Raw genomic sequence first — 16608 nt, 5'->3', positions numbered from 1 at the left:
TTCGGCAAAGCTGATCTGGCTCATGGGGTAGCGACCTTCCCGGTTGGTGACTCTGGTGCTATTGTCGCAAATCCAAGGGCTTTTTCAGAGGTTCCCTAGCTTCGTGACGATGCGACAATTACGGAAACATATAAATCGGTATATTGAAGGCTTTTATAATACCCGACGACTCCACAGCAGCCTTGGTTACAGGACGCCGCTGGAGTTCGAGGGGGCTCAGTGATGGAGCGTGTCCACTTTTTTGGGGGAACTCCACCGCTTTTCCGGCGTGGTGCGCCTCCAAATCGGCCGCTTAGCCCAAGCGTTAGGCCTAGCGACGAGGCAACATGAGTCCAGTGAGGACCGGAATCGGGATCAGAGCGGGACGGTACCGACGTGACTAAACTAGAACCAAGCTATTACATAATCGGGACGAAGTACGGGCGCACGGACGACATGCTCCCACTCATGCTTGAGAACGAAGTTGTCAGTACCGGATTCGCATCGGAATTTGATCTGTCTGACCTCGTCGGAATGGATGAAGAAAGCCTTCGCTCTGAACTTGAGCAGCGGATGCCAGAGGAAAGCGGGGACGCAAAATCGACTCTTGCCAAGTTTTTGGCCTTGCGTCCAGGCGATCTAGTTGCACTCAAGGCGCACAGTGCACCCTCAGGAAGTCGTCCAAGACTGGTGATCGCACGGTATGCCGTGGTGCGGGGACAAGACCTACCATCGTACTGTCGTATTAAGGAATTGGGGCATACAATTGCCGTCGATTTCCTGGCAGAGCAAGAGCATATCGAATTCCCGTATGGCTACGGGAAAACGGTCCACCGCCTCACTGATCGGGATCACATAGAAAACATCTTTGAGGCTTACAGAACCTCCGTTGAAGCCGGAACCGACACCAATGCGGGAGAGTTGGCTGCCGACAAGCCAACAGGAAGCATTGAGGCACGGTCACGTGGCCAATACATCATGTCGCGCACGCATAACCACTTACAAAATGCTCTCCGGAAGCGCCTGGAGGCCCTTTACGGGAGCGCCGCGGTGGAGCAGGAACACAACTACATAGATCTGGCCGTTTGGTTAGATGCGAAGACGATACTGGTCGAAGTAAAGTCGTCCCCTTCCCCAGTGACGTGCGTGCGTGAAGCGTTGGGGCAGCTCCTGTATTACGGATATCGGCTTTCCTGTAATCCGCGTCAATTGAGGTTCGTGGTGGCCGGACCGTCCGAGCCTGCATCTGCCGACCACAAGTATTTGGAGTACATTCGGAATCTAACAGGTCTTCCCATCGTGTATTGCACACCCTCAACATACGCACCGGAAGAGTAGTAGATGCCTAACCACTTGCTGAAGGCGACGCCGGTGCAGGTAGTGCCAAGTAGCTCGGCGCCGAGGCGGCGCGCCTCCAAGCCGGCGCGTAAGTCTTCACGTTAGGAAGGGAATCATGAAACCGAAAATCAGCATTGTCACGCTTGGTGTGGAGGACTTGGATAGGGCCACCCGTTTCTATGGCGAAGGTCTCGGCCTGCCAAAGAGTGACTTTGAAGGCGGCAATATATCCTTTTTCAGTCTGGAAGGAACCTGGTTAGCGCTCTATCCTTGGGAGGAGTTGGCTAAGGACATTGGATTACCCGTTCCCACTCAGGCCGGTTTTTCCGGCATCACGTTGGCCCATAATGTTGCGAGTAAGTCGGAAGTTGACGCTGTCCTTAGTCAGGCAGTATCAGCCGGAGCTCAACTTATCAAACCAGCGGTAGAGGTTTTCTGGGGTGGCTACTCCGGTTATTTCCAAGACCCGGAAGGGCATTACTGGGAAGTCGCTTATAATCCTTATCAGGATCTGACGTAATGGCGGGGCCACCGGCAGTTCCTAACCATGCCAAGCACGGCGATGGCTACTACATTGCGGCTTCGCCTCCATTCCGTAGCCGCGCATGCTGGCGGCGTTAAATCAGTAGTGATATCGAACCTGGGCGATAAGTAAGGCGTCATCCGTGACCTTGTACACCATTCGGTGTTCCTCATTGATTCGGCGAGACCAGTACCCGGCGAGGCTGTGTTTGAGGGGCTCCGGTTTGCCAACACCTTCGAACGGTTCTCGTTTGGTCTCTTTGATCAGCTTGTTGATTCGGCTAAGGATCTTTTTGTCGGTTTTTTGCCAGTACAGATAGTCTTCCCAGGCGTTCTCGGAGAAGATGAGTTTCATTCAAGAAGTTCCTTTTCTTGACCACCGTCTTGCTCCAGCTCGGCAACGGATTCCAGCAAACGCCGCGCGTTTTTGGGTGCGCGCAGAAGGTATGCAGTTTCTTGCAGCGCCTCGTAGTCCTCCAGTGAGATCATGACCACTGACTGCGACTTGCTCCGGGTGATGATCACGGGGGAATGGTCTTCACAGACCTGTTCCATGGTTTTTGCTAGATTGCTTCTAGCGGCTGTGTAGCTAATGGCATCCATAAGGTTGCTCCTGTACAGGATGTTGAGCATGGTCAGGATACCGTACGCCAAAGGGTTTAACAATCGGCTGCACAGCGATCGATTTTTCGCCGCTTCGCGGCTCCAGACCGGCGCGTGATCTGGACCTTTCGACAGCGCGTCGGGTGAATCGGGAACAGAAGCGGATCAACGTTGATTTTCCATCCTGGGTTGTCGAGGCGTTGGATCGGGAAGCCGCACGAATAGGTGTTACCAGGCAGTCGATTATCAGGGTCTGGCTGGTTGAGCGCCTGGAAGCTGATGCTGCTAGCAAGGCGCTTAACGGTGACGCCGCAAGCGGCGCACGTTAGCTCTGCGTCATGCAGAACGTTCGTCTTGACGTACGTACCTATAAGCGTACACTCGATTAAAAGTTAGACACGCAAAAGGTGCGTCATGACCGGAATCACAGCTACTGAGGCGCGCAGTAACCTTTATCGGTTGATTGACGAGACCGCCGAGTCCCACCAACCAATCGTCATCATGGGTAAGCGGAACAAAGCCGTTCTGGTATCCGAGGAGGACTGGTCGGCCATTCAGGAAACGCTTTACCTTCTTTCTGTACCGGGTATGCGGGAGTCTATTCGTGAGGGAATGGAAACCCCCGTGGATGAATGCGATGAGGAGCTGGACTGGTGACATGGAAGTTGGTTTACACCAAACAAGCCCAGAAAGATGCAAAGAAGTTGTCCTCCAGCGGCCTTAAACCAAACGCCCAGGAACTGTTAGCGCTGATAGCGGAAGATCCATACCTCAAGCCGCCTCCGTTCGAGAAGCTCATTGGCGATCTGGCGGGGGCCTATTCACGCCGCATCAATATTCAGCATCGTCTGGTTTACCAAGTGCTCGAGGATGAGCGAGTGGTGAAAGTTCTTAGGCTCTGGAGCCACTACGAATAATGCGTAACCAACCGCTGTTGCCGGACAATTTTTCCAACGCTTCGCGGCTCAAAAATTGCCGCAAAGCCCTGCATTACGTTTCGTCGTCGACAACGCATCAAGTGTTTGAATGAACGTAGAAGTCATCGGTGATCGCGAATTTATCACCTCTGTTCAGGAGCAGGACGGGGTTTGGGTGCTAATGGCAGGCCAATCGCTTTATGCTCTACAAACGGAGGGTGGCAGGGGTCTCCCCAGCCTTCCCTGATGGCCCACCGCTGTGCTCCGCGTTAAATGCATAGAGGGATCTATCTCAGAGATAGCCAAAACTCCTGAGCCACCGTATTACGCGGTCATTTTCAGTAGCCACTGCACCGAGGGCGACAATGGTTACGAGGAAATGGCAGACAGGATGGTTGAGTTGGCTGCAACCCAACCCGGCTTCCTGGGTACGGAGTCCGTCCGGAGGGATTATACAGTCCGGAACTTTCGGACACCCTTTTATGGGGCGCATCAGGGCCCGGCAGTGGTCGGTTAAACGGCGGCTTGCCAAGAAAACAGGAAAAGACCCAGCCATGGGTTGGAGACCGCCGAGTTTTTAACTACTCAGCGTCAGCGTTCTTGAATATCCGCCCGTCCTTCATGATGACAGCCATGTTTTCCGAGTCCCCGATCAGATCGATGTCAGCCAGCGGATCGCCTTCGATCAGTAGCAGGTCGGCGAGTGCGCCTACTTCCACTACACCGAGTTTGCCCTTGTAGGGGCTGCGGTTACCCGACAGAGCCAGAAGCTGCGCGTTGTCATACGTTGCCATTTTCAGTATTTCAGCCGGCTCAAACCAGCGCTTCATCTTAACCAGTTGCGCACCTTGCCGTGTCGCCAGTTGCGGGTCAAACAACGTATCCGTGCCCCATGCCAGTTTGACACCGTGTTTCTTTGCCAGCTTGTAGGCGGTATCGGTGCCCGTGGTCATTTCAATCTGCTTGGCGCGGTTGGCTGAACCTTCAGGAAAGGGAACAGAATCCTCGTCGTCGAGGAATGGTTGCATGCTCCACCATATGGCTTGCTTGGCCATCATTCTGACGGTCTCATCGTCCAGCAGTTGACCGTGGTCGATCACCTTCACGCCGGCTTTGATGGCTGTTTTCACCGCATCCGGGGTGTAGGCGTGAACCGTGACATAAGTGCCCCAGTCCTCCGCGGCCTCGACAGCGGCACGCAGCTCATCTTCGGTGTACTGGCTGACATCGAGCGGATCGTAGTCCGATGCAACACCGCCGCCTGCGGCCAGCTTGATCTGGCTTGCGCCCTGCATAAGCTGTTCGCGCACCCGTCGCAGTACCTCGGCCCGCCCATCCGCAATGGCGGAAAAGCCCCGCTGTTCCGTGAAATGCAGCGAATCATTATTACCGCGGGGTATGTCGTAGACCGTGCGGTAGTCTCCGTGCCCCGAGGTCTGTGTGATCATGGCGCCCGACGGCCAGATGCGCGGCCCGGAAATAACGCCCCGGTCGATGGCCAGCTTGAGCCCAAAGGTCGGCCCCGCCAAATCGCGCACCGAGGTGAAACCGCGCATCAGCATGCCCTCGGCGGCCTGACCGCTGACCAGCGTGATGTAATTTGGATCGGCCCTCATCATGACCATGAGTGGAATTGACGACATGATGATGTGAACGTGGGCGTCGATCAGCCCCGGCATCAGTGTACGGCCATTGCCGGCGATCACCGTGGTGCGCACGCTTTTGTCCGTGGCAATGGGATCGGTCGATATAGCCTCAATAACATTGCCTCTCACCAGCACGTTAGAAGGCGGCGAGAGTTCCGAATCAGTGCCATTGAAGATGCGAACATTTTCGAAGAGAGTGCTGGCTGGTTTTTTCTGCTGAGCTGATAGCGGGCCTGAGACGATAACGCCAAGTGCCAGTAGCATAGTGGCGGTGCGAAGAGCGCGAACGATGAGCATTTCCTTTCTCCCTGGATATCGGGCTACAAGATCAGGCGTGGCTATGCCGGTGGCGCGAGTTCGACCACGTAATACCACTATGGCATTTCCAGCGAATACGACAACTTTTTAAGTATGAAAGATCCGTGCACTTGCCACTACAGACTTGAGGCCATCAGAAATTGGAAGCAGCACACAAGAGGCGCAAAGGCTCGGTCACAAGGTCTGGTACTCGGAGTTCAAGGTTCGGGTTGCCAGGGTAGAGCGGGACTACGGCATCGAAACAAATGGCCCAGGCCGCTCCGTGCACGCGAAAGCAAGCCGGTAAAACGCAGGACGATGGCGGAACGTGAGTGGCGGCAGAAACGCCTGAAAGTTGCCGCGTAAGCCGCTGGTGGCCTTGAAAACCGCCGCTCTGGCCCAATAAAAAGTGGTAGTTTAATGCCCCCGTCTGCGGGCCGGGCATTTTCTTTTTCAACGCAAACACCTTCGGGGCAGAGCACCATGGGAATCCTTCGAACACCGTTTCAACATCGGACTTTCTGGCAGCTGTCGTCGCTGATGGCGCTGGTTCTGTTCCTCAGCGGCTGTGGAATCAACAACATCCCCACCTACGATGAGGAGGTCACCGCGGCCTGGGCTCAGGTGGAGAACCAGTACCAGCGTCGTGCCGACCTGATCCCGAATCTGGTGGAAACCGTCAAGGGCTTCGCGTCCCAGGAGCAGGAGACCCTGACGGCGGTGATTGAGGCACGCTCCAAAGCCACATCGATCCAGGTGGACGAGAGCATTCTCAACAATCCGCAAAAGCTGAAGCAGTTCCAGCAGGCCCAGGGGGAGCTGAGTAGTGCCCTGAGCCGGTTGATGGCGGTGTCCGAGCGGTATCCGGACCTGAAATCAAACCAGAACTTCCTGGCCCTGCAGTCGCAGCTCGAAGGGACGGAGAATCGTATCGCCGTCGCGCGTCGCGATTTCATTCAGGCGGTGCAGCGCTACAACACGGAACTGCGCACCTTCCCGGGCCGGATCTGGCACAGCATTCTGTACAGCGATCTGGAGCCCCGCGCCAACTTTGAGGCCACCACCGAGAATGCCGACGACGCGCCCGCGGTGGAATTCTGATGGCAATGCGTTTCCAACCACGAGTCCTGCTGGCGCTACTGCTGCTCGTCCCGGCCATGGTCTGGGGCCAGTCGACGCCGGATTTTCCGGAGTTGACCGGCCGGGTGGTGGACCGGGCGGACATGCTTCCCCAGAAGGTGGAAGCACGTCTCAGCCAGATGCTCCAGGCCCATGAGCAGGCCAGCACGGAACAGGTTGTGGTGGTCACCCTGCCGAACCTTCAGGGGTTTGCGATTGAAGACTATGGCTATCAGTTGGGCCGGCACTGGGGGATCGGTCAGGAGGGTGTGGACAACGGCGCCCTGCTGATCGTGGCCAAAGAGGAACGCAAGATCCGCATCGAAGTGGGTTATGGCCTGGAAGGGAAGCTCACCGATGCGGACTCGTCGGTCATCATCAATCGCGTGATCACCCCGGCGTTCCGTCAGGGCGATTTCCAGGCCGGGATCGTCAATGGCGCCGCCGCCATGATTCAGGTCCTCGGCGGCGAGCCCATGGCGGTTCCCCAGAATCAGCCTTCCCGTCCGGTGCAGGAGAAGCCCAATGCCGGCGTGGTGGGGCTGTTCTTTATCCTTATCATGTCGGTGATATTCGTGATCGGTAGTCGCGGTGGCCGCGGCGGGCGAGGGGGCGCGGCTCTGCTGGGCGCGGTGTTGCTTGGCGGCCTGATGGGCGGCCGCGGTGGCGGAGGCTTCGGCGGTGGCGGTTTTGGCGGCGGCGGAGGCGGCTTCGGCGGCGGTGGTGCCTCCGGTGGCTGGTAGCGCCGCACCCGAGCTGAATCCCGATACCTGACATTGAGAGTCACAGAATCATGACACTACTGAGCAAGAGCGATCAGGAAGCCGTTACCGCCGCCATTAACGAGGTGGAACGGGAAACCGATGCCGAACTGGTGACCGTGCTGACGGCCCAGTCCGACAACTACAGCTATATCCCGCTGGTCTGGGCGGGCATCCTGGCGCTGCTGGTGCCGGGGATGGCCAACTACCTCGGCAGTTGGCTCAGTGCTGACATGCTGTTGCTGGTGCAGTGGAGCACGTTCATCCTGCTCAGCCTGCTGTTTCGAATCCCGGCCATCAATACCCGCCTGATTCCCTGGCAGGTGCGGCAATGGCGCGCTTCCAATCTGGCGCGGCGGCAGTTTCTGGAGCAGAACCTGCACCACACCAGAGGCGATACCGGCGTGCTGATCTTCGTCTCAGAAGCCGAACGCTATGTGGAGATTCTGGTGGACCAGGGCATTGCCGATGTTCTGGACAATAAAGTATGGGAAGACATCGTGGCGGACTTTACGGCGAAGGTGCGCCAGGGCCAGACCCGGCAGGGGTTTCTGGACTGCATTGCCGCCTGCGGCACGCTCCTGAAAGAGCACATACCGGCGACTCACGAGCGCAACGAACTGCCCAATCATCTGGTGATTCTGCCGTGATCGGTATAGCGGTTGTGTGACGTCCGGCTGCCGGGTGACTTGCTTCGAGTCCCGGAGACCCACATGATGGCAGTGACCATCCTTCGTTCACGGAGTCGCCCGAATGCGTGTTTTCACGAACCCGGTCGGCTCCGGGGCTCTCTACTTTGACAACCTCGCGACGGCCAACGGCACACCCGTCGCCTATGACCCCCAGGCCCGGTCGTTTCTGCCGACGCCGCCGTTTTGTGCCAACCGGGACCGGATCGGGTGTAACTGGATTGCCCCCAAAGAAGGGCACTTCTGCCGCTCCTGTGCCATGACGGCGCTGGCGCCGGATCCGTCGATTCCCAATGCGATTCCCAACTGGGCCCAGACCGAGGCGGCCCGCTCCATGGGGTTGTCCGACCTGTATCCGTTCGTGCTATCCGAGCATGCGCGGCACAAGCTGGCGTTTGTACACGACTGGCTGAGGCGGGGGGCGCTGGGCTTATAACCGGGGCGCCCAGGATCCGATGTGAGTGTGGGGTGTCTGCGGATGCCGGCGTCCACCCATGGCACAAACGGGACTGGATCGCCAAACGAGTTGAGGCGGCTGGCATGGCGGGTATGTAAGCAGGCGGTCGACTCGCTGGAGGCGTTTCCCGGAGTCGGGTCTGCGGACGATTAGGCCTCCATCAGGCGACAGGCCGCCAGATCGCCGGTGACGGCAACTGAGCGGCGATGCAACGGGGCGGGGCATTGCTGTTGTTTGCTATGCTGGCGAGTCTCATGATGCTCATGTCGAACAAGGAGGTCCTGTGCCAGGATGGCTGTCCAACCGTCTTCTCTCGTCCGTTCTACTGGTTCTGTTGATGAGCGCGGGGCATCTGCAGGCGGATCCGCGTGACCTCGCGGCGTTCCGCGCCAGTAAACCGCTGCTTCTGGATATCCGCTACTGTGGGTGTCGGGCGACCGGTCCGGAAGTGGGTCCGTCGGGTGTCCTGCCCGACTTTCTGGACCAATCCCGTCGCGTCACTGTGACTGTCTCGCCGGAAGAGACGGGCTTTCTATCCGTGGCGGGGTTTTCGATGGGCTATGCCCTTGAGGGGGTCAGAGACGCCCCGCAGACCGTCCGGTTCGGGTACGCCGGCGCGTTCCGCACGCACAATGGCCAGATGACCGGCCAGGGGGATCTGACGTTGGTCAAGGGGGAGTGGCTTCATGTCTTTGGCTCAAAACACAAGAGCGAGAGCGGCGTACAGCACACCAGTGTGGCCGTGCGTGTGATTGACAGTCATGGTTCCTGAACCCGCAAACAACACAAACAGGGAGGGTCATTATGAAGACCATCGGCCTGATCGGTGGCATGAGCTGGGAGTCGACCCAGACCTACTACCGGTTGATTAACGAGGGTGTCCGCGACCATTTGGGTGGATTGCATTCGGCAAAGAGTGTTCTCTACAGCGTGGATTTTGCGGAAATGGAAGCCCTGCAGCATCGTGGGGACTGGGACGCGACGGCGGATATTCTGTCCTCGGCGGCACGGTCCGTCGTCTCCGCCGGTGCGGACTTTCTCGTGCTTTGTACCAACACCATGCACAAGGTAGCGCCGGCCATCGGTGATGCGGTGGATGTGCCTTTGCTGCATATCGCCGATGCCACGGCCAACGTGCTGCATCAGGACGAGGTGACCTGCGTTGGCCTGCTGGGAACAGCGTTCACGATGGAGCAGGCGTTCTACCGGGAGCGCCTGGAAGAGCGGGGGATTCGGGTGTTGGTCCCGGATGAGGCCCAGCGGGCGCTGGTTCACCGGGTGATTTACGAGGAGCTGTGTCTCGGCACGGTGAACCCGGAGTCCAAATCCGCCTATCTGGACGTGGTCCAATCACTGTCCGACGCCGGTGCCCAGGGTGTCATCCTCGGGTGTACGGAAATCGGCCTGCTGATTCAGGGGGCGGATACCGACGTGCCGCTTTATGACACGACGGCGATCCACGCCGACCAGGCCGTCCGGTTCGCACTGGACGACGAACCGTAACCAGACCGCTGGCGGCGCTCAGAAAGCGGCGGAGAGCGCCTCCTGAAGGTCGCTTTCCAGCTCCGCCGGCCCGGTGACCCACAGGGTATCGTCCGCGCCGGGGAAGACGCCGACTTCCAGCCCGTCTTTTGTCAGCCCCGGAACCCACTTTTTCAGGAACTGGGGCAGCGGAACGCTTTTGGGCTGCAACTCATCCGTGTCGCTGGAATAGTCGGCGGCGAACTCGGCGCGTGGCCAGACCGGCAGGTATTCCAGGCCGTCTTCCTCGGAATAGAGCTTCAGGAACTGATTCTCGTCATTCACGAGGATCCAGATTTCCTTCTCCTCAACCACCTGATCCAGGAAAAAGTCGAACCGCTCTTCGGCGCTCCAGCCAAGTACGTCATTCAGGTCGTTGTTGCTCATAAGGGGTCTCACTGCTGGTGCTTTTGGACAGAGGCTACGCCACCGTGGCCGGGGAGGATACCCTCCGCTCCCGATTTTCTCTCCGAAAAAAGGTGACCACTGGAATGTGAAGCGGCTAAGCTTGGCGGGGAGTGGTTTGCAGCGGACGTGAGGCACTTTCTCGATGTTCGAAAACACCTTCGTACAGATCGGGATCATTCTGGGTCTGGCGGTCATCGGGGGCGGTATCGCTCAGCGGCTGCGCCAGCCATTGATCGTTGCCTTTATCGCGGTTGGGATTCTGCTCGGGCCATCGGTATCCGGCATGGTGGCTCACAGCAGTGAAGTCGAGCTGTTTGCGAGACTCGGCATCGCGCTGCTGTTGTTCATCGTCGGGCTCAAGCTCGACCTCCACATCATCCGGACCGTCGGGCCGGTTGCCCTGGCGTCGGGTCTCGGGCAGGTTGTGTTCACCTCCGTGATCGGCTACCTGATTGCGATCACGCTCGGCATGGCGCCCGTCACGGCCCTGTACGTGGCCGTCGCGCTGACCTTCTCCAGCACCATCATCATCGTCAAGCTGCTGACGGACAAGCGCGAAGTGGACTCGCTGCATGGCCGCATCGCGGTCGGGTTCCTGATCGTTCAGGACATCGTGGTGGTGCTGGTCATGATCGGTCTCACCGCTTTCGGGCAGGGCGGTGATGACGTCGATCTCGGCTGGGAAGCCCTGCAGGTTCTCGTTAAAGGGGCCTTCATGCTCGTCGCCGTCGCGTTGCTGATGCGCTACGTGCTCCCCAAGGTGCTGCACCGGCTGGCGCATTCATCCGAACTGTTGATGCTCTTTGCGATTGCGTGGGCCGTACTGGGCGCCGTTGCGGGTGATGCGCTCGGGTTCAGTCGTGAAGTTGGGGCCTTTCTCGCCGGAGTGTCCATCGCATCCACTCCCTACCGTGAGCAGGTGGCGGCCCGCCTTGTCAGTCTGCGGGATTTTCTGCTGCTGTTCTTCTTCATTGAGCTGGGGGCGACGCTGAACCTCAGTTCACTCGGGGCTCAGGTCGGTTCGGCCATCGTGCTCTCGGTCTTTGTGCTGGTGGGGAATCCTCTGATCGTCATGGCCATCATGGGCGTGATGGGGTACCGCAAACGAACCGGGTTTCTCGCCGGGCTGACGGTCGCTCAGATCAGCGAATTCTCTCTGATTCTCGCAGCCCTTGGTCTGAGTCTTGGCCACCTTGAGCAGGAAACCGTGGGGCTGATCACGCTGGTCGGGCTGATCACGATCAGCGTCTCCACCTACATGATTCTCTACTCGCACGCGATCTACGAGCGCCTTGCACCGTGGCTGACCCTTTTCGAGCGCCGGGTGCCCCACCGGGAACTCGATGCGCCGTTCGATATCAAAGAGGGTGTCGATATCCTGCTGGTGGGGCTGGGGCGTTATGGGGCGGCTCTGGCGGCCAACCTGAGGGATCGCGGATGCCGGCTTCTGGTGGTGGACTTCGACCCGACAACCGTTCTAAAGCATGATCGTGATGGTTATTACGTCCACTATGGGGATGCGGAGGATCCGGAGTTTGTCGCGACATTGCCGCTTGAACACACCCGTTGGGTGGTCAGCACGGTTCGTGACCAGACCATCAATCGGATGCTGTTGCATGGTCTTAAGCAGTCGAATTATCCGGGGCGGGTCGCCATTGCCACGTCAAGCGAACGGCATGCACAGGATCTTCGCGATGCGGGCGTTGATCTGGTGTTGATTCCGTATGCTGATGCGGCCAAAGAAGCGTCCGAGTGGCTGCTGTCGGAACTCGACGGCAGCGTGGCCCCAGAAACAGGGAGAGCGTTATGAAGCGTTTCAAGAACATCCTGTACGTGGCTCAGTCATCGGTGCCTCAGTCCGATGCCATTGTCCGGGCCGTCTCGTTCGCGAAGAGCAACCAGGCCGGACTGACGGTTGTGGAGGTCGTTCCGGAGTGGATACTGAGTGCTGGCGGACTCCCCGGGGCGCCGTCGGTGGATGATCTGAGGGACCGGCTGGTTACGAACCGGAGTGAGGAGCTGGAATCGTTGGTTGAGTCGGCCGGTGGTGGCTCCGACGTGGAAATCCAGATTCTGTTCGGTACCCCGTTCCTGGAAGTCATCCGGGCGGTGTTACGCGACGGTTACGACCTCGTGATGAAGGCAGCCGAAAACCCGAACTGGAGCGAGCGTCTGTTCGGCAGCGATGACATGCACCTGTTGCGCAAATGCCCCTGCCCCGTCTGGATGATGCGGGCGGATGAGAAAACCAACTATTCGAACATTATGGCGGCAGTGGATTTTGATCCGCCGGACGGTGGCCATGTGGCGGAGTCGGACGCCAAGAACCGCTCCCTGAATGAACAGATCGTTAGCCTTGGCGCGTCCATATCGCTATCGGACTTTGCACAACTGCACATCGTCCACGCGTGGGATGCGCCGGAGACCGGTTTTGCCTCCATGTGGACGGACGATCCCGAAGTGGCCGAGGTAAAAATGCTGGAGGCCGAACGGGCTCGACATCACGCGGGGATGGAAGCGCTGACCCACCAGCTGCGCCAGCAAGTCGGTGAAGAGTCCTACCAGTACCTGTCCCCGCGTGTGCAGTTACCCAAAGGCGCTGCGCGCACGGTCGTTCCGGAACAGGCGAGGGCCATTGGGGCAGATCTCGTCATCATGGGAACGGTGGCGCGCACCGGGATTCGTGGGCTGATCATCGGCAATACGGCGGAGGCGATCCTGGACCAGTTGCCATGCTCTGTCCTTGCGGTGAAGCCTGACGGCTTTGTGTCTCCAGTTGGCGAATGAGCCGGAAGAGACTTCCCATGCAGGACATTTGAAACGGTCGAATCTGTAGGCTGTGAGGCATTCAATAGCTGACTCACCCTATGAGTTTATTAGAAAAAGCAAATGAGGCAGGCGCGGGTTAGTTGATCTACGCTATTGGGGTGCCGAGGAGTCTGCGCGGTAGAAAGTCGCACCGCTGCGATCGCCCCAATGCGGTCCCTTTTGAGCGCTCATTGTCGTTACATAGAACCACGATGCGCCTCAAATGACCGTCAAAATGGCCTCGCAGTGGGACGATCTCGCCTGGCACGATTTCTACCGCGCAGACTCCTGGGCGCTCACTTTAAATGATCGAGAGATAGCAGGAGAGACTGAATGAGTGGCAACAACACAGGCGCAGGAAAGTGCCCGGTGATGCATGGCGGCAATACCAGCGCAGATCGGACGAACATGAGTTGGTGGCCTGACAATCTCCGTCTGGAAATTCTGCATCAGCACGACCGAAAATCCGACCCGATGGGTCAAGATTTCGACTATCGCGAAGAACTGAAAAAACTGGATGTGGATGCGCTCAAGAAAGACCTGACTGACCTGATGACCGACAGTCAGGACTGGTGGCCAGCTGACTGGGGGCATTATGGCGGTCTGATGATTCGTATGGCATGGCACGCCGCTGGTACCTACCGGGTAGCGGACGGTCGCGGCGGTGCCGGAACGGGCAACCAGCGGTTTGCTCCGATTAACTCCTGGCCAGACAACGGGAATCTTGATAAGGCGCGGCGTTTGCTTTGGCCGATCAAGAAAAAGTATGGGAATCAGATCAGCTGGGCTGATTTGATCGTGCTGGCTGGGAATGTGGCCTACGAGTCGATGGGCTTTAAAACGTTTGGTTTTGCCTTTGGCCGCGAAGACATCTGGCACCCGGAAGACGATATCTATTGGGGTGCCGAGGAGGAATGGCTGGCGACGAGTGATAATGAGAAGAGTCGCTATTCTGGAGAGCGGGACCTGGAAGATCCCCTCGCCGCCGTTATGATGGGGCTCATATACGTGAACCCGGAAGGCGTTGACGGTGTCCCCGATCCCCAGAAAACCGCCCATGATGTGCGCGAGACTTTCGCGCGGATGGCGATGGACGATGAGGAGACCGTGGCACTGACTGCCGGTGGCCATACAGTTGGTAAATGCCATGGTAATGGTGATGCCGAGAAAGTCGGTCCTGAACCGGAAGCGGCGGACATTGCTGAGCAGGGGCTCGGCTGGAACATGAAAGGTGCGCGTGGTATCGGTCGCGATGCTGTGACGAGCGGTCTGGAAGGTGCTTGGACGACCAACCCGACCCAGTGGGATCATGGTTATTTTGCGATACTGCTTGACTATGAATGGGAGTTGACAAAGAGTCCGGCTGGCGCCAACCAGTGGCAACCAAAGAACATCAAGGAAGAGGATATGCCGGTAGACGTGGAAGACCCGTCGATCCGACGCATGCCCATGATGACTGATGCCGATATGGCGATGAAGGTCGACCCATCCTATCGGAAAATTTCTGAGAGGTTCCGCGACAACCCGGAAGAATTCGAGGATGCCTTTGCTCGGGCATGGTTCAAGCTGACCCACAGGGACATGGGGCCAAAAGATCGTTACATCGGTCCGGAAGTACCCAAGGAAGATTTGATCTGGCAGGATCCCATTCCGGTCGGTAACACGCGTTATGACGTAGGGGGCATCAAGACTCAGATCGCCAACAGTGGCCTGAGTGTTGCCGAACTCGTCGCAACAGCCTGGGACAGCGCGCGGACTTTCCGTGGTTCTGACATGCGTGGCGGTGCCAATGGCGCGCGCATTCGCCTTGCGCCCCAAAAAGACTGGGAAGGCAACGAGCCAAAACGCCTGCAAAAGGTGTTGGACGTGCTGGAAGGGATCGCCGCGAACTCTGACGCCAGCTTGGCTGACGTGATTGTTCTTGCCGGTAACGTTGGCATTGAAAAAGCAGCGGCTGCGGCGGGTCACCCAGTCTCTGTGCCGTTTGAGCCTGGTCGTGGTGATGCCACAGATGAAATGACGGACGCGGAGTCCTTCGAATGGCTGGAACCGGTTCACGACGCGTTCCGAAACTGGCTTAAGAAAGACTATTCCGTGTCGCCTGAGAAACTCATGCTGGACCGCGCTCAGCTAATGGGACTGACGGCACCTGAAATGACCGTGCTCCTTGGCGGTATGCGCGTTCTGGGCGCTAACTTTGGTGGCGCCAAAGAGGGCGTGTTCACGAATCGGGAAGGGCAGCTCACGAATGATTTCTTCGTGAACCTGACCGACATGGCCAACAGCTGGGAACCCAAAGGGTATAACCAGTATGAGGTGGTCGATCGTGCCTCCGGCAAGACGAAGTGGACGGCGACGCGGGTCGATCTCGTGTTCGGCTCCAACTCCATTCTTCGGTCTTATGCTGAGGTCTATGCCCAGGACGACAATCAGGAGAAATTCATCAACGATTTTATTGCCGCTTGGGTGAAGGTCATGAACGCGGATCGCTTCGATCTTGACGGATGACTCCCGGAAGGACGTTTTCTCAAAGGCGATAGCAAAAGGCGCTCTGGTGTATTCCAGAGCGCCTTTTCGCCCCGTCAACCAAAAACGATGATCCGGCCAAGCCCCCTCCTCTGAGTTGCTTTTTCAAGTCGAATAATCGATTTTTCATATTGTTAGTGGTTTTGTGATCGCGACTGTCCTTTGGGGCCGTTGTGAGACTGGCTCTTCGGCCTCCGCTACTCAATACCCGCGACCGTTGCTACGCTGTAGATTGGTCGGTTTTGTATGAGAGGCGTTGTGAATGCGTGCTCCTGCTGTTCGCATGGCGGTCGCCGCCATGCTTTTTGTTGTCAGCCTGGGGGCCCGAGGTCAGTCGTTGCCCGGGGCGTGTGACGTCGTGGTAGGGCCGACCAGCGATGAGGCGCTGACGCAGGCTAATCTCGATTGGACCCGGACCGTGCTTGATCGGGTTGAAGCCATGGGAACGCCTTGCGAGCTCTACGTGATTAATGCGTGGGCGAGGGCAAACAAGATGTTTGCTGATGGAGAAGCCGAGGTGCTGTTTCCTGAGATTGTCGGCGATCGGACTCAGCCTGGTATGACGGGCATGCCCGTGGCCCGAACTCATGGTTTCGTTCTGGTCACCGCGAAAGGCGCTTCGCGCATTGACGGCATCCGCGGTCTTGCTGGTAAAACGGTCGGGGTGGTCCGGGGGCGCTTCTACCCATCTGAGTTGCGTAACGACCCGTCCATTGAGCTTGAGGAAGCCAGATCGTTTCAGCAGAACGTGGATAAGCTGCTCTATGGACGAATCGACGCGACCATTGAGTACCGTCAGGATGTAATGGCGTTGCTGGCGCGCCGGGACCTGTCCGAGCAGTTGAACATCGGGGACGAGTTCGGCGGCCGGCGGTTGGCCTATCGTTTCCATTTAACGCGCCAGGGTGCGCGGCTCATGGCGTTGTTCAATGTGGCCATTTCCGAGCTGGTTCTGGATGGCACCTACCACCGGATCTTTGAAGACTCGACGCAGGAACTGGTCTATTAGGCCGGTAC

At 58.1% G+C, this 16608-nt stretch carries 20 protein-coding genes and 1 pseudogene; 17 read left to right on the top strand and 4 right to left on the bottom strand.

All coding sequences use genetic code 11. The annotated features are described in order from the left end of the window. Positions 1-46 precede the first annotated feature (46 nt). The 3 genes from C8D92_RS05065 (at position 47) to C8D92_RS05055 (ending at position 1837) form a co-directional block, all read left to right on the top strand. A complete protein-coding gene (locus tag C8D92_RS05065) occupies positions 47-223 on the top strand; it encodes an integrase core domain-containing protein (protein ID WP_423837066.1) in 177 nt (58 codons plus the stop codon). Between the two features lie 224 nt (positions 224-447). Then, positions 448-1317, top strand: coding sequence for a PDDEXK family nuclease (locus tag C8D92_RS05060; RefSeq protein ID WP_133243104.1), 870 nt, complete (start codon positions 448-450; stop codon positions 1315-1317). Positions 1318-1432: 115 nt separating this feature from the next. Further along, the gene (locus C8D92_RS05055; RefSeq protein ID WP_116918605.1) at positions 1433-1837 is read left to right on the top strand and encodes a VOC family protein; all 405 of its coding nucleotides are present in this window, start codon (positions 1433-1435) and stop codon (positions 1835-1837) included. A gap of 102 nt (positions 1838-1939) precedes the next feature. On the opposite strand, the gene C8D92_RS05050 is transcribed toward C8D92_RS05055, so the two are convergent. After that, positions 1940-2194, bottom strand: coding sequence for a Txe/YoeB family addiction module toxin (locus C8D92_RS05050; protein WP_116918604.1), 255 nt, complete (start codon positions 2192-2194; stop codon positions 1940-1942). Continuing rightward, positions 2191-2442 carry a type II toxin-antitoxin system Phd/YefM family antitoxin gene (locus C8D92_RS05045; RefSeq protein ID WP_095611662.1) on the bottom strand — a complete coding sequence of 84 codons (252 nt, stop codon included), beginning with the start codon at positions 2440-2442 and terminating at the stop codon, positions 2191-2193. The genes C8D92_RS05050 and C8D92_RS05045 overlap by 4 nt, the downstream gene beginning before the upstream one ends. 62 nt (positions 2443-2504) lie before the next feature. Here C8D92_RS05045 and brnA point away from each other — a divergent pair, with 62 nt between their 5' ends. The 4 genes and pseudogenes from brnA to C8D92_RS15830 all read left to right on the top strand — a co-directional run. Further along, entirely contained in the window at positions 2505-2771 is a 267-nt protein-coding gene (gene brnA, locus C8D92_RS16020; protein ID WP_116918603.1) for a type II toxin-antitoxin system BrnA family antitoxin, read from the top strand. Positions 2772-2856: 85 nt separating this feature from the next. Further along, complete coding sequence (locus C8D92_RS05035) at positions 2857-3099, top strand: type II toxin-antitoxin system Phd/YefM family antitoxin (protein ID WP_095611664.1); 243 nt, start codon at positions 2857-2859, stop codon at positions 3097-3099. Next, positions 3096-3359, top strand: coding sequence for a Txe/YoeB family addiction module toxin (locus tag C8D92_RS05030; RefSeq protein ID WP_116918602.1), 264 nt, complete (start codon positions 3096-3098; stop codon positions 3357-3359). The genes C8D92_RS05035 and C8D92_RS05030 overlap by 4 nt, the downstream gene beginning before the upstream one ends. 289 nt (positions 3360-3648) lie before the next feature. Next, positions 3649-3804: pseudogene (locus C8D92_RS15830) on the top strand (antibiotic biosynthesis monooxygenase family protein); the annotation flags it as partial. A 136-nt stretch (positions 3805-3940) separates the two neighbouring features. Here the strand turns inward: C8D92_RS15830 and C8D92_RS05020 are convergent. Next, positions 3941-5302, bottom strand: a complete 1362-nt coding sequence (locus tag C8D92_RS05020; RefSeq protein ID WP_116918601.1) for a metal-dependent hydrolase family protein — start codon at positions 5300-5302, stop codon at positions 3941-3943. A 483-nt stretch (positions 5303-5785) separates the two neighbouring features. Here C8D92_RS05020 and C8D92_RS05015 point away from each other — a divergent pair, with 483 nt between their 5' ends. The 6 genes from C8D92_RS05015 (at position 5786) to C8D92_RS04990 (ending at position 9831) form a co-directional block, all read left to right on the top strand. After that, on the top strand, positions 5786-6403 hold the full coding sequence (locus C8D92_RS05015) for a LemA family protein (protein WP_116918600.1): 618 nt from the start codon (positions 5786-5788) through the stop codon (positions 6401-6403). Next, the gene (locus tag C8D92_RS05010) at positions 6403-7164 is read left to right on the top strand and encodes a TPM domain-containing protein (RefSeq protein ID WP_116918599.1); all 762 of its coding nucleotides are present in this window, start codon (positions 6403-6405) and stop codon (positions 7162-7164) included. The genes C8D92_RS05015 and C8D92_RS05010 overlap by 1 nt, the downstream gene beginning before the upstream one ends. A 50-nt stretch (positions 7165-7214) precedes the next feature. Then, positions 7215-7832 (top strand): TPM domain-containing protein, encoded by a 618-nt coding sequence (locus C8D92_RS05005; protein WP_116918598.1) that lies wholly within the window; start codon positions 7215-7217, stop codon positions 7830-7832. Between the two features lie 103 nt (positions 7833-7935). Beyond that, positions 7936-8307, top strand: a complete 372-nt coding sequence (locus tag C8D92_RS05000; protein WP_116918597.1) for a putative zinc-binding metallopeptidase — start codon at positions 7936-7938, stop codon at positions 8305-8307. A gap of 304 nt (positions 8308-8611) precedes the next feature. Further along, entirely contained in the window at positions 8612-9100 is a 489-nt protein-coding gene (locus tag C8D92_RS04995) for a hypothetical protein (protein ID WP_095612338.1), read from the top strand. 32 nt (positions 9101-9132) lie between these two features. After that, positions 9133-9831: an aspartate/glutamate racemase family protein gene (locus C8D92_RS04990; RefSeq protein WP_116918596.1), complete on the top strand. Its 699-nt coding sequence runs from the start codon at positions 9133-9135 to the stop codon at positions 9829-9831. 18 nt (positions 9832-9849) lie between these two features. On the opposite strand, the gene C8D92_RS04985 is transcribed toward C8D92_RS04990, so the two are convergent. Beyond that, a complete protein-coding gene (locus tag C8D92_RS04985) occupies positions 9850-10236 on the bottom strand; it encodes a DUF2750 domain-containing protein (protein WP_116918595.1) in 387 nt (128 codons plus the stop codon). Positions 10237-10399: 163 nt separating this feature from the next. Between C8D92_RS04985 and C8D92_RS04980 the strand changes: the two genes are divergently transcribed. From C8D92_RS04980 to C8D92_RS04965, 4 genes are all read left to right on the top strand, one after another. Further along, positions 10400-12067 (top strand): cation:proton antiporter, encoded by a 1668-nt coding sequence (locus tag C8D92_RS04980; RefSeq protein WP_116918594.1) that lies wholly within the window; start codon positions 10400-10402, stop codon positions 12065-12067. Further along, entirely contained in the window at positions 12064-13044 is a 981-nt protein-coding gene (locus C8D92_RS04975; RefSeq protein WP_095612334.1) for a universal stress protein, read from the top strand. Before C8D92_RS04980 ends, C8D92_RS04975 begins: the two co-directional genes overlap by 4 nt. Before the next feature lie 354 nt (positions 13045-13398). Next, positions 13399-15573 carry a catalase/peroxidase HPI gene (gene katG, locus C8D92_RS04970; RefSeq protein ID WP_116918593.1) on the top strand — a complete coding sequence of 725 codons (2175 nt, stop codon included), beginning with the start codon at positions 13399-13401 and terminating at the stop codon, positions 15571-15573. Positions 15574-15853: 280 nt separating this feature from the next. Next, the gene (locus C8D92_RS04965; protein ID WP_116918592.1) at positions 15854-16600 is read left to right on the top strand and encodes a substrate-binding periplasmic protein; all 747 of its coding nucleotides are present in this window, start codon (positions 15854-15856) and stop codon (positions 16598-16600) included. Positions 16601-16608 lie beyond the last annotated feature (8 nt).

It is taken from the genome of Tamilnaduibacter salinus, assembly GCF_003096655.1.
Lineage (GTDB): Bacteria > Pseudomonadota > Gammaproteobacteria > Pseudomonadales > Oleiphilaceae > Tamilnaduibacter > Tamilnaduibacter salinus.
This window is presented reverse-complemented; position numbering and strand designations above follow the sequence as displayed.

Excerpts from the sequence above, each read along its gene's own strand:
- C8D92_RS04980 (WP_116918594.1), top strand. The coding sequence starts at position 10,400 with ATGTTCGAAAACACCTTCGTACAGATCGGGATCATTCTGGGTCTGGCG.
- C8D92_RS04975 (WP_095612334.1), top strand. The coding sequence starts at position 12,064 with ATGAAGCGTTTCAAGAACATCCTGTACGTGGCTCAGTCATCGGTGCCT.
- C8D92_RS05005 (WP_116918598.1), top strand. The coding sequence starts at position 7,215 with ATGACACTACTGAGCAAGAGCGATCAGGAAGCCGTTACCGCCGCCATT.
- C8D92_RS04990 (WP_116918596.1), top strand. The coding sequence starts at position 9,133 with ATGAAGACCATCGGCCTGATCGGTGGCATGAGCTGGGAGTCGACCCAG.
- katG (WP_116918593.1), top strand. The coding sequence starts at position 13,399 with ATGAGTGGCAACAACACAGGCGCAGGAAAGTGCCCGGTGATGCATGGC.
- C8D92_RS05035 (WP_095611664.1), top strand. The coding sequence starts at position 2,857 with ATGACCGGAATCACAGCTACTGAGGCGCGCAGTAACCTTTATCGGTTG.
- C8D92_RS05055 (WP_116918605.1), top strand. The coding sequence starts at position 1,433 with ATGAAACCGAAAATCAGCATTGTCACGCTTGGTGTGGAGGACTTGGAT.
- C8D92_RS05020 (WP_116918601.1), bottom strand. The coding sequence starts at position 5,302 with ATGCTCATCGTTCGCGCTCTTCGCACCGCCACTATGCTACTGGCACTT.
- C8D92_RS05050 (WP_116918604.1), bottom strand. The coding sequence starts at position 2,194 with ATGAAACTCATCTTCTCCGAGAACGCCTGGGAAGACTATCTGTACTGG.
- C8D92_RS04985 (WP_116918595.1), bottom strand. The coding sequence starts at position 10,236 with ATGAGCAACAACGACCTGAATGACGTACTTGGCTGGAGCGCCGAAGAG.
- C8D92_RS05060 (WP_133243104.1), top strand. The coding sequence starts at position 448 with ATGCTTGAGAACGAAGTTGTCAGTACCGGATTCGCATCGGAATTTGAT.
- C8D92_RS05000 (WP_116918597.1), top strand. The coding sequence starts at position 7,936 with ATGCGTGTTTTCACGAACCCGGTCGGCTCCGGGGCTCTCTACTTTGAC.
- C8D92_RS05015 (WP_116918600.1), top strand. The coding sequence starts at position 5,786 with ATGGGAATCCTTCGAACACCGTTTCAACATCGGACTTTCTGGCAGCTG.
- C8D92_RS05010 (WP_116918599.1), top strand. The coding sequence starts at position 6,403 with ATGGCAATGCGTTTCCAACCACGAGTCCTGCTGGCGCTACTGCTGCTC.
- C8D92_RS05045 (WP_095611662.1), bottom strand. The coding sequence starts at position 2,442 with ATGGATGCCATTAGCTACACAGCCGCTAGAAGCAATCTAGCAAAAACC.
- C8D92_RS04965 (WP_116918592.1), top strand. The coding sequence starts at position 15,854 with ATGCGTGCTCCTGCTGTTCGCATGGCGGTCGCCGCCATGCTTTTTGTT.